This is a genomic window from Roseovarius halotolerans, assembly GCF_900172255.1.
In the GTDB taxonomy this organism is placed as follows: domain Bacteria; phylum Pseudomonadota; class Alphaproteobacteria; order Rhodobacterales; family Rhodobacteraceae; genus Roseovarius; species Roseovarius halotolerans.
Genome location: NZ_FWFU01000003.1, coordinates 703295 through 715962 on the forward strand (window position 1 = coordinate 703295; position 12668 = coordinate 715962).

Below are 12668 nucleotides of genomic sequence, written 5' to 3' on the forward strand. Positions count from 1 at the left end.
AACCGCCAACAATTTGTGCGCGGGCAGCAATGTCTGCGCCCGATCAGCTGCCCGGGGATCACCATGCCGAAAAGAACCGACATCTCGTCCATCATGATCATCGGGGCGGGCCCCATCATTATCGGCCAGGCCTGCGAGTTCGATTATTCCGGTGCGCAGGCCTGCAAGGCGCTGCGCGAGGAGGGGTATCGGGTGATCCTGGTCAACTCGAACCCGGCGACGATCATGACCGATCCGGGGCTGGCCGATGCCACCTATATCGAGCCGATCACCCCCGAGATCGTCGCCAAGATCATCGAAAAGGAACGCCCCGACGCGCTGTTGCCCACGATGGGCGGACAGACCGGACTGAATACCGCGCTGGCGGTGGCCGATATGGGTGTGCTCGAGAAATTCGGCGTCGAGCTGATCGGCGCCAACCGCGAGGCCATCGAGATGGCCGAGGATCGCAAGCTGTTCCGCGAGGCGATGGACCGGCTGGGCATCGAGAACCCGGCGGCGACCATCGCCAACACGCTCGACGAGGCGATGGCGGCGATCGAAACGGTCGGCCTGCCGGCGATCATCCGGCCCGCCTATACGCTGGGCGGCACCGGCGGCGGCGTGGCCTACAACCGCGACGACTACGAGCGGATCTGCAAATCGGGGCTGGATGCCTCGCCAGTCAGCCAGATCCTGATCGACGAATCCCTGCTGGGCTGGAAAGAGTTCGAGATGGAGGTCGTGCGCGACAAGGCGGATAACGCGATCATCGTCTGCGCGATCGAGAACATCGACCCGATGGGCGTGCATACGGGCGATTCGATCACCGTCGCGCCGGCCCTGACCCTGACCGACAAGGAATACCAGATCATGCGCAACGGCAGCATCGCCGTGCTGCGCGAGATCGGTGTCGAAACGGGCGGGTCGAACGTGCAATGGGCCATCGACCCCGAAAGCGGCCGGATGGTCGTGATCGAGATGAACCCGCGGGTATCGCGCTCTTCGGCGCTGGCATCGAAGGCGACGGGTTTCCCGATTGCCAAGATCGCGGCCAAGCTGGCTGTCGGCTATACGCTGGATGAGCTGGACAATGACATCACCAAGGTCACGCCCGCCAGCTTCGAGCCGACCATCGACTATGTCGTGACCAAGATCCCGCGCTTCGCCTTTGAGAAGTTCCCCGGCTCCGAGCCGACCCTGACCACGGCGATGAAATCGGTGGGCGAGGCGATGGCGATCGGGCGCACGATCCACGAGTCGCTGCAAAAGGCGCTGTCCTCGATGGAAACCGGACTGTGCGGTTTCGACGAGATCGAGATCGAGGGCGCACCGGACAAGGCCGCCGTAGTGAAGGCGCTGAGCCGCCAGACCCCGGACCGCCTGCGCACCATCGCCCAGGCCATGCGCCACGGGCTGAGCGACGACGAGATCCAGGCCGCCACGGCCTATGATCCATGGTTCCTGGCGCGTATCCGCGAGATCGTGGATGCCGAGGAACAGGTTCGTGCCGATGGCCTGCCGCAGGATGCGGCCGGTTTGCGCGCGCTCAAGATGCTGGGCTTCACCGATGCGCGGCTGGCGATGCTGACCGGGTTCACCGAAGCCGATATACGCCGCCGCCGCGTGGCCGAGGGCGTGACCGCCGTGTTCAAGCGGATCGACACCTGCGCCGCCGAGTTCGAGGCACAGACGCCCTATATGTATTCCACCTACGAGGCCCCGATGATGGGCGAGGTTGAATGCGAGGCGCGCCCGAGCGACCGCAAGAAAGTGGTCATCCTGGGCGGCGGCCCCAACCGGATCGGCCAGGGGATCGAGTTCGATTACTGCTGCTGTCACGCCTGTTTCGCGCTGAGCGACGCGGGTTACGAGACCATCATGATCAACTGCAACCCCGAGACGGTCTCGACCGATTACGACACCTCGGATCGCCTCTATTTCGAGCCGCTGACATTCGAGCACGTGATGGAGATCCTGCGCATCGAGCAGGAAAATGGCACGTTGCACGGCGTGATCGTGCAGTTCGGCGGGCAGACACCGCTGAAGCTGGCCAATGCGCTCGAGGCCGAGGGCATTCCGATCCTGGGCACCTCGCCCGACATGATCGACCTCGCCGAGGACCGCGAGCGGTTCCAGGCGCTGGTCAACCAGCTCAAGCTGAAGCAGCCCAAGAACGGCATCGCGCATTCCGACGCCGAAGCCCTTGAAATCGCCGAGAGCATCGGCTTTCCGCTGGTGATCCGCCCGTCCTATGTGCTGGGCGGACGCGCGATGGAGATCGTGCGCGACATGGCGCATCTGGAACGCTACATCGCCGAGGCGGTGGTGGTGTCGGGCAAAAGCCCCGTGCTGCTGGACGGCTACCTGTCGGGCGCGATCGAATGCGACGTGGACGCGCTTTGCGATGGCGAGGCGGTGCATGTTGCCGGGATCATGCAGCATATCGAAGAGGCCGGGGTGCATTCGGGCGACAGTGCCTGTTCGCTGCCGCCCTATTCGCTGAGCGACGAGACGATTGCCGAAATTCACCGTCAGACCAAGGCATTGGCCAAGGGCCTTAATGTCTGCGGGCTGATGAATGTGCAATTCGCGGTCAAGGGCGAGGATATCTACCTGATCGAGGTGAACCCGCGCGCCAGCCGCACGGTGCCCTTCGTCGCCAAGGCCACGGATTCGGCCATTGCCTCGATTGCTGCACGGCTGATGGCGGGTGAACCGCTGTCGAATTTCCCCTATCGCGGCCCCTACCCGGCCGACACCAAACCCGGCACCCTGCCGATGGCCGACCAGATGACACTGGCCGATCCGGCGATGCCGTGGTTCTCGGTCAAGGAGGCGGTGATGCCCTTCGCGCGCTTCCCCGGTGTCGATACGATCCTTGGCCCCGAGATGCGTTCGACGGGCGAGGTGATGGGCTGGGACGTGTCCTTCCCGCGCGCCTTCCTCAAGGCGCAGATGGGTGCGGGCGCCGATCTGCCCGAGGGCGGCACGGTGTTCTTTTCGATCAAGGATTCGGACAAAACCCCGCAACTGGTCGAGACGGCGCAATTGCTGGTCGAGCTTGGCTTCACGCTGATCGCGACGCGCGGCACCGCCGGTTTCCTCGACGAGCACAAGATCGCCTGCGAGGTGGTCAACAAGGTCTATGAGGGGCGTCCGAACATCGTGGACATGCTCAAGAACGGGCAGATCGCGCTGGTGATGAACACCACCGAAGGCGCGCAGGCGGTCGAGGACAGCCGCGAGATTCGCTCGGTCGCGCTTTATGACAAGATTCCGTATTTCACCACTGCCGCCGGAGCACATGCCGCGGCGCAGGCGATGAAGGCGCGACAGGATGGCGAATTGAAGGTCATGCCGCTTCAGGGGCCGTCCTGATCCACATTAGGGCGACCCGCGCAAGACACTGTTTCAAAACGATTTAATCCCGAAGGGCCAAGACCTGCGGCGAGCTATGCTGTGCGGTCCGGGCAGCATTGCAGGAATTTCATTGCTTTTTCGATGATTTGGGATTGCGCGATTGGAATTTTCAATTATGTGCGGAATACGGTCGCTCTGACGCCCGCCAAACCGCAACCTCGAACCTCAGGAGGCCATCATGACACGCGATGAACTTAACCGCGAATTGCGTATGCACAGTGCTTCCTGGCCGGCGGTCTTCATCGTCTATGGCGTTATCGTTGCGACGATGGTGCTGACAGCGATGTCCATCACCTGATCCAGGGCAGCATCTTCCGGGCAGCACGATCAAGGCCCGGTCGCATATCCAAGAAATAGTGACGGCGGATGGTGCGAGGCCATCCGCCGTTTTTCATTGCGAACCGATCACTTGCTGACGCGAGGATCGTCCGGGTCGATCCGCGCCGAGGCCGCATCGCCGATATTGTCAACGCCGCGCTCCTCGAGAAGGGTGGTCAGCCAGTCGGGGTCCATCTCGGGCACCGAACTGAGCAACAGGTCGGTATAGGGATGGTGCGGAGGCGTGAACATCTCTTCCTTTGGCCCCTGCTCGACCACCTTGCCATGCTGCATGACCACCACCTCGTCGGCGATGGCGCGCACGGTCGCGAGGTCATGGGTGATGAACATATAGGCCAGGTTCAGCTCTTTCTGGAGACGGTTCAGCAGTTTCAGAATGCCTTCGGCCACCAGCTGATCGAGCGCCGAAGTGACCTCGTCGCAGATGATGAAGGTCGGGTCCGCCGCCAAGGCGCGCGCGATCCCGATCCGCTGTTTCTGCCCGCCCGAAAGCTCGGGTGGGAAGCGGTTGTAATACTGCGAGGGCTCCAGCTCGATCAGGTCGAGCAGTTCATCGACACGGTTCTTGAGCGCGGTGCCCTTGAGCCCGTGATAGAACTGCGCCGGGCGGCCGATGATCTCGGCGATCTTCACCTTGGGATTGAGCGCAGTATCGGCCATCTGGTAGATCATCTGGCACTGCCTGAGCTGTTCCTTGGTGCGGTTGTGATAATCCGGCGGGAAGGGTTCGCCCTTGAACAGGACCTCGCCTTCCATCGGCGGCAACAGCCCGGTGATGACGCGCGCGGTGGTCGATTTACCCGAACCCGATTCACCCACAACGGCGACGGTCATGCCCTCGTGGATGTCGAAGCTGACATCATCCAGCACCTTGACCCCGCCGGTATAGGCCGCATCGACATTCCTGACCGAAATGAGCGGCGTGGCCCCTTCGGGGCGGGATTTCTGCTCACGCTTGAGGCTGCGCACCGCCCAGAGGCTCTTGGTGTAGTCCTCCTTGGGATTGTCGAGCATCTCCTTGGTGGAGGCTTCCTCGACCTCTTCGCCCTTGAGCAGGACCTTGATCGTGTCGGCCATCTGCGCGACCACCGCAAGGTCGTGGGTGATGTAGATCGCGGCGGTGTTGAACTGATCCACGATATCGCGGATCGCCGCCAGCACCTCGATCTGGGTGGTCACGTCAAGCGCGGTCGTGGGTTCGTCGAAGATGATGAGATCCGGACGGCATGACATGGCCATCGCGGTCATCGCGCGCTGCAACTGGCCGCCCGACACCTGGTGAGGATAGCGAAAGCCGATCTCCTCGGGGTTGGGAAGGCGCAGCCGGTTGTAGAGCTCGATCGCGTCCTCCTGCGCCTCGAGCCGCTTCTTGAGGCGATACTGAAGCGGTGCCTCGGTGTGCTGGTCGATGATCTTGTGCGCCGGGTTGAAGGAGGCCGCCGCCGATTGCGCCACATAGGCGATCCGCGAGCCGCGCAGGCTGCGGCGTTCGGCTTCGGTGGCGGTGGTCAGTTCCATCCCGTCGAACTCGATCGACCCGCCCGAAATGCGCGTACCGTCGCGGGCATAGCCCATGGCAGCGGCACCGATGGTCGATTTGCCCGCGCCGGATTCGCCGATCAGGCCCAGAACCTCGCCGCGGTGGAGGGTCAGGTCGACACCCTTGATGATGTCGACCCATTTCTCATCGGAATAGCCCTGGATCTGGAGATCCCTGATCTCGAGCAGGACATCTTTTGATTTGACCATGATTATTGCTCCTTCAGACCGGAGGACCGGTGCAGCATCCAGTCGACCACGAAATTGACCGCAACGGTCAACAGCGCGATCGCCGCTGCCGGTATCAGCGGGGTGATGTCACCGAACGAGATGAGCGTCGCGTTCTCACGCACCATCGAGCCCCAGTCCGCCGTGGGTGGCTGAATCCCGAGGCCGAGGAAGGACAGGCCCGCGACCAGAAGGAACACGAAGCAGAACTCCAGCCCGAATTCGGCCACGAGCGGGGCCGTGGAGTTGGGCAGGATTTCGCGGCGGATGAGATACCACTTGCCCTCGCCCCGCAGCTTGGCCGCTTCGATATAGTCCATCACCACGACGTTGCCCGCGACCGCCCGCGTCAGGCGGAAGACCCGCGGCGCGTAGATGACGCCGACCACCATGATCAGGATCACTTCGGACGGGTTGAAGAGAACCAGCATCCCGATCGAAAAGCCCGCCGCCGCGGCCACGAGGACCGCGAGGCCGATCACCCAGCTCATGATGCTGCGTTCCGCCCGCGCGACCACGACCAGAAGGCCGGTGACCATCGCAAAGACGAATAGCAGTGCGAAACTGGTGGTATCCGTGGCCAGCGCCCCGCCAAAGATCGACAGCATGAGCAGCGCGAAGATCAGCGCCGGGATCGACATGATCACGTCCGAGATCCGGCCGAGCATCTGGTCGAACCAGCCCCCTGTCGTCGCCGCAAGCAAGCCCGCCAGCGCACCGAGGATGAACGCCATCAAGGTGCCCGAAAGCGCCAGCGACACCGTGTTGCGCGTGCCATAGATGATCCGGCTGAAGATGTCGCGGCCCAGTTGGTCCGCGCCCAGCAACATGGTTTCATCCGGCGGCGCAAAGGCCGTCGCGATCACCTCGGCCTCGCCATGCGGCGCGATCCAGGGTGCGAAGATGCCCGCGATCGCATAGGTGAAGATCACGAACAGGCCGAAGGCCGCGGTCAGAGGCGCGGTGCGCAACTCCTTGGCCATGTTGTTCGACGCAATGGCGATCAGGAACTCGCGAAAGGCGTAGGAGACCATTGCCGCCAGCGCCAGCAGCCCGGCAAGGGCCGCCACGTTCCGAAGCACCGAGGTACCCCCCACGATGCCCAGAACAAACGACACCAGCGTGAAGGCGAAGATCGTCAGGAACCAGGTGCGCTTGTTGAAATAGGCCGCAAGGCAGGACGCCGTGAGAAGAAGGGCGTAAAAGCCGAAAACGAAGTAGCTCATTGTTCCACCCTCCCCTTACTTCGGATGCCGCAAACGCGGGTTTGTCAGGATTGCGCCCACATCCGCCGCAAGATTGAGCAGGATGAAGGTCGCGGCGAAAATCAGGCAGCAGGCCTGAACGACGGGGAAGTCCCGTTTGGACACGTTATCAACCAGGGCCTGGCCAATACCGGGATAGACGAACACCACCTCGACCAGCACCACGCCGGTGATGAGATAGGCAAGGTTCAATGCCACCACGTTGATGATCGGCGCCCAGGCGTTCGGCAGGGCATGCCTGACGATCACCTTCCAGGGCGGTGTGCCCTTGAGCCGCGCCATCTCGATATAGGGCGAGGCGAGGAGGTTGATGATCGCGGCCCGCGTCATCCGCATCATGTGGGCCGTCACCACCAGCACCAGTGTCAGAGCCGGCAGGAAGGTGCGGTAAAGCAGTTCCCCGAACGACATGTCCTGGCTCAGGCTCGCGATTGCGGGGAACATGCCCCAGTTGACCGAGAAATAGAGGATCAGGATGTAACCGAGGAAGAACTCGGGCGACGAGATCGACGTCAGGGTGAGAACGTTTGCCACCCGGTCGAAGACCGTGTTGCGCAGCAACGCGACCACGACACCGAGAACGATCGCCAGAGGCACCGCGATCGCGGCGGCGTATGTGGCGAGGAAAAGCGTATTTCTGAACCGCTCACCGATGATCGCGGAGACGCGCGACCCGGTGACGATGGAATTGCCGAAGTCGAAGGTGACAGCACCTCCGAGCCAATCCAGGTATCGGATGATCGCCGGTTGATCGAGACCCATCTCCTTGCGCAGCGCGGCAAGGTTCTCTTCGGTCGCCCCCTGGCCAAGCACCGCTTGCGCGATGTCGCCGGGCAGAAGTTCGACCATGAAGAAGATGATTGCCGAAATAACCAGCAAAATAATAAGTCCGAGACCGAGCCGTTTGGCTATCAGTCCTAGAATGTCACCCATCTGTCCCTCCTGCTGTCGTTCTGGCCGCGGTAATTCCAGTAAGCGTCACGGCGGCCAGCCGATCAATTTTTCTTTTGCCCCCGGCACGGACCTTTCCCATGGACCATGCCTTGGAAGGCTGTTGGCCTGAACGCGGTATTTTTTATGAATCTGTGCCGGTCCAGGCAGTGAAAGACCCGGCGCGATGCGCCGGGTCGGTCGTCTTGTTCAGCTTTCGAACCACCAGCGGCTGCAGGCGCGCGCGCCATCCATCTGCCAGCTCGGAGCCAGGTCAGGCCCGTGCTGCACGTTCTTGCGGCGCGCATAAACGAAGTTCGGGAACATCGGAATGAGCGTGCCGCCATCATCGCGCGCCAGCGTTGCCATTTCGGCATACATCTCAGCGCGGCGGTCGTTGTCCAGTTCGGCCTTGGCCTGAAGCAGCAGTTCGTTGAACCGTTCGTTCTGCCAATGGCTTTCGTTCCATGCGGCATCGCTCTTGTAGGCGAGCGAATACATCACGTCCGGGGTGGGACGCGCGCCCCACTGGACGACGCACCAGGGTTCCTTGAGCCAGACATCCGAATAGTAACCGTCGCTCGGGACGCGGTTCACGCGGATGTCGATGCCCGCCTCCTTGGCGTGTTCGGCATAAAGCACGCACATGTCGACCGCGCCCGAGAACACCGAGTCGGCGACCTTGATCTCGGTCGAGAGCCCTTCGGCACCCGCCTTCTTGAGCAGCGATTTCGCCTGCTCGGGATCGTATTCGCGCTGCGGGATGTTTTCGGGCCAATAGGGCATCGCGGGGGAATGGTGGAAATCATTGCCCATCGTGGCGGTGCCAAAGGCGATCTTGTCGATGATCTCCTGCCGGTTCATCGACATTTTCAGCGCGTTGCGCACATCGGGATTGTCGAACGGCGCCTGGTCACAGAACATCGGCATCGTGATCGCCGCGGCGGAGGGCACGTTGTCGATCTCGATATTGGGATCGCGCTGCAACAGCGTGAGCGTCTTGAGCTCAAGCTGCGTGATCGCGTCCACGTCGCCGGTGACAAGTGCCGTCTGGCGCGCATTCGGGTCGTTGAGGACGGTAATGACCACCTCGTCGAAATAGGCGCCCTCGAGGTGCCAGTCGTCATGGCGCACGAAATTGTAGCCGACACCGAATTCGGCATTGGTCAGCTTGTAGGGGCCACAACCGTCGCCCGTTTTCCAGTCGATGCTGCCGTCCTCGTTGGCCGGGCAGATCGCAAGGTGATAATCGGTCAGAAGCCAGGGCAGATCGGCATTGCCCGACGCGAGCTCGATCATGATCGACCCGTCGCCGTTGTCGGTGATGTCCATGACATCCGCCACCAGCGCCTTGGCCGCCGAGGTCGACTCTTCACCGCGGTGATGGTTGAGCGAGGCGATCACGTCATTGGCGGTCACCTTGCGGCCGCTGTGGAAGGTGGCCTTGTCGTTCAGCTTGAAGGTCCATTCCTTGGCATCGGGCGTCGCCGACCATTCGGTCGCCACGTCCGGGCCAAGCGACCCGTCGGGTTCGATCAGGGTCAGGTAGCTGCGGAAGGTATGCGCCACCTGGATCATCGAGAAACTCAGATAGGTGCCCGGGTCGTGGGTGTCGGAAGTATTGCCGTCATGCGCACCAAGGCGGAAGGTGCCGCCCATGCTGGGCGCGGCCTGCGCCTTGCTGGTCCATAGTCCTGTGGCGGCAGAGGCGCTGAGCCCCGCGGCCATCGAATAATTCATGAAGGAACGGCGCGAAATGCGGCCTTCGCGGGCCGCCTCCGCTAGCCGGTCCATCAGAATCTGATCGTTGACGTTTTTCATGTTTTCTCCCCGTGGATTTTATTTTGTTCGTTATGGAGTCGCCCGAAAACGACATCTTTCAAAGCTTCCCCTTCATACGTTCAGGCAAGTAGCCTAAAAACGACATAGTTCCAGCAAAACACGAAATTCCGCTATCATCCAGCTTTTACGTGGAAACTTGCCCGATTTTTTAATCTTGACAGATAGATAGCCCCCTTAAGCGGCCAAATGCGCCTGACAGCACACACGAAGGCGGGCGTGAACTGTTCTGAAAACGACCTTCTGCACCGCAGCGTTGCGCGGCCTCGCTGCGAGTTCAGTCAGAATCACGACGCGCGCGCAGGCGGGCAAAGTAATCCAGACGCTTCTTCAATTCGCGCTCGAATCCGCGCTCGACAGGCTGGTACAGGACCGGGCGTTTGACCCCTTCGGGGAAGTAGTTCTGCCCTGAGAACCCGTCTTCGGCATCGTGGTCATAGGCATAGCCTTCGCCATAGCCCTGCTCCTTCATGAGGCCGGTGGGCGCGTTCAGGATATGCTTGGGCGGCGGTGCGCTTCCGGTCTTCTTTGCCTCGCGCATGGCGGCCTTGTAGCCGGCGTAGACGGCGTTGGATTTAGGAGCGAGCGCCAGATAGGTGACCGCCTGCGCCAGCGCCAGTTCGCCCTCGGGACTGCCAAGGCGCTCGTAGATTTCCCAGGCATGCAGGCAGACGTTCTGGGCCTGTGGGTCAGCCAGGCCGATATCCTCGATCGCCATCCGGGTGATGCGCCGCGCCAGGTATCGCGGGTCCTCACCGCCGGTCAGCATCCGTGCCAGCCAGTAGAGCGCGGCATCCGGATCCGATCCGCGCACCGATTTGTGCAGCGCGGAGATCAGGTTGAAATGCTCGTCACCCGACTTGTCGTATTTGGCCGCCCGCCGCATCAGCCGCACGCCGAGCCCCTGCGCGTCGAGCTTGCCTTCGACCTTCCACGCGGCGACCTGTTCGATCAGGTTCAGAAGCGCGCGCCCGTCGCCATCGGCCATTTCCAGCAGCGCCTCGCGCGCCGGGCCGTCCAGCGGCAGGGCGCGGTCCAGTTCGGCCTCGGCGCGTTGCGCCAACCGCTCGAGATCGGCAAGGCCAAGGCGCTCCAGCACCAGCACCTGCGAGCGGCTCAAGAGCGCGGCGTTGAGCTCGAAACTGGGGTTCTCGGTGGTGGCCCCCACCAGAAGGATCGTCCCGTCCTCCATATGCGGCAGGAAGCTGTCCTGCTGGGCCTTGTTGAAGCGGTGGATCTCGTCGACGAACAGCAAGGTCCCCTGCCCGTTCGCACGACGGTGGCGCGCTTCCTCGAACACTTTCTTCAGCTCGGCGACACCGCTGAAAATGGCGCTGATCTGAACGAAATGCAGGTCGGTCTCATCCGCCAGAAGCCGCGCGATGGTCGTCTTGCCCACGCCCGGCGGCCCCCAGAATACCAGCGACGAGAGGCTGCCCGAGGCCAGCATCACGCCAAGCGGCGCCTCGGGGCCAAGCACCTGCGGCTGCCCGATCACATCCGAGAGCTTGCGCGGGCGCAGCCGGTCCGCGAGCGGACGCGGGGCGCTGTCGGGGATAGCATCGGGGTTCTTGTCGAAGAGATCCGCCATCGCCCTAAAGCCTGAACCGCATGACGACGCGCTGCGTGCCGCGCTGCACTTCGATCGCAAGCTGGCCGCGTGCGTTGAGCAACAGGGCCTCGGCCTCGCTCGTGTCGGTGATCTCGACCCCGTCGATTGACCGCAGGATATCGCCCGCGCGCAGCCCCGCACGCGCACCGATCTGACCGGGATCCTCGACCAGAACCCCTGTCGCGCCGAGCGGCAGGTCATATTCGGCGAGCACGGCGGGATTGATGGTGGAGATCGTCACCCCCGGAATGGCGGCGCGGTCAGGCGTGACCGTTGGAGCGCGCGCGGGCGTGTCGGGCGCCGCGGCAAGGGCCAGCGTGACATCCTGCACCTCGCCGTCGCGCACCCGCGTCACCGTGATGTTGGTGCCGATTCCGGCAACCGACATGCGAAACAGCATCTCGGCCGGGGTGTTCACCGGCTCTCCGTCGACCGTGGTGATGACGTCGCCGGGGCGGATATCGCTGGCAAATCCGCTTTGAGGATGAACCTGCGAGATGATCAACCCACCGGGGCGCGACAGGCCCAGGCCCTCGACCATGTCCGCTGTGACCTGCTGACCGGCAAGCCCCGCCCAGGGGCGCTCGAAGCTCGTGTTCCCTGCCTTTGCCTGCTCAAGGAACTGCGCCACCAGCGCCGAGGGAATGGCGAAGCCGATGCCGTTCGATCCGCCCGAACGGCTGAGGATCGCGGTGTTCACGCCGATCAGCCGCCCGTCGATATCCACCAGCGCGCCGCCGGAATTGCCCGGATTGATCGGTGCGTCGGTCTGGATGAAATAGCCGCGCGCGTTGCCTGTTGCGGTGCCGGAACGGGCGAGGCCCGAAACGATGCCGCTCGAGACCGTCTGTCCGACGCCGAAGGGGTTGCCGATCGCCAGCACCAGCTCGCCGACCTCGACGCTATCGCTGTCGCGCAGATCAAGCGCGGGCATCTCGGGGGCATCCTCGAGGCGGAGCACGGCAAGATCGCTTTCCTGGTCGGCCAGAAGCACCGAGGCGGAGTACTCGCGCCGGTCGTTGAGCACCACGCGGATATCGGTGGCCTCGGCGACGACATGGTAGTTCGACACGACGATCCCGTCCTCGCTGAGGATCACGCCCGAGCCGAGGGAGTTCTGAACCCGCTGACGGGGCACCCCGAAGTCCCTGAAAAGATTTTGAAAAAACGGGTCGTCACTGAACGGGCTGGAGCGCGTGTTGATGATGCGGCGCGCGTAGATATTGACCACTGCGGGGGCCGCGCGTTTGACCACGGGCGTGAAACTGAGCGAGATTTCGGCCGGGCTTTGGGGCACGCGGGGATCATCGGCCCAGGCCGGGCCGCTCAGCACAAGTCCAAGAATGCAGAGCGCACGGATCACGTCGTTCTCCTCTTGCTGCTGTCCAGACCATATGCGGAGATGCGGCGGGCATTGCAACCGTTGCCGGTATCATCCGCGGGAAAATACCCATCCGCAAACGCAAAGACCCCCGCCGTTCCGGGGCGGGGGCCTGCATGAAAACCTTTCGGTT

General features: G+C 62.9%; 7 protein-coding genes. 1 reads left to right on the forward strand and 6 read right to left on the reverse strand.

Annotated features, from left to right (window positions below; genetic code table 11):
- Positions 1–63: 63 nt before the first annotated feature.
- On the forward strand, positions 64–3360 hold the full coding sequence (gene carB, locus ROH8110_RS14565; RefSeq protein WP_085818431.1) for a carbamoyl-phosphate synthase large subunit: 3297 nt from the start codon (positions 64–66) through the stop codon (positions 3358–3360).
- 447 nt (positions 3361–3807) lie between these two features.
- Here the strand turns inward: carB and ROH8110_RS14570 are convergent, their stop codons facing one another.
- From ROH8110_RS14570 to ROH8110_RS14595, 6 genes are all read right to left on the reverse strand, one after another.
- A complete protein-coding gene (locus ROH8110_RS14570) occupies positions 3808–5490 on the reverse strand; it encodes an ABC transporter ATP-binding protein (RefSeq protein ID WP_085818432.1) in 1683 nt (560 codons plus the stop codon).
- A gap of 2 nt (positions 5491–5492) precedes the next feature.
- A complete protein-coding gene (locus ROH8110_RS14575; RefSeq protein ID WP_121143705.1) occupies positions 5493–6734 on the reverse strand; it encodes an ABC transporter permease in 1242 nt (413 codons plus the stop codon).
- A gap of 15 nt (positions 6735–6749) precedes the next feature.
- Positions 6750–7706 (reverse strand): ABC transporter permease, encoded by a 957-nt coding sequence (locus tag ROH8110_RS14580; protein ID WP_085818433.1) that lies wholly within the window; start codon positions 7704–7706, stop codon positions 6750–6752.
- A 207-nt stretch (positions 7707–7913) separates the two neighbouring features.
- Positions 7914–9524, reverse strand: coding sequence for an ABC transporter substrate-binding protein (locus ROH8110_RS14585; protein WP_085818434.1), 1611 nt, complete (start codon positions 9522–9524; stop codon positions 7914–7916).
- Between the two features lie 295 nt (positions 9525–9819).
- A complete protein-coding gene (locus ROH8110_RS14590; RefSeq protein WP_085818435.1) occupies positions 9820–11133 on the reverse strand; it encodes a replication-associated recombination protein A in 1314 nt (437 codons plus the stop codon).
- Between the two features lie 4 nt (positions 11134–11137).
- The gene (locus ROH8110_RS14595) at positions 11138–12517 is read right to left on the reverse strand and encodes a trypsin-like peptidase domain-containing protein (RefSeq protein ID WP_085818436.1); all 1380 of its coding nucleotides are present in this window, start codon (positions 12515–12517) and stop codon (positions 11138–11140) included.
- Positions 12518–12668: the final 151 nt, after the last annotated feature.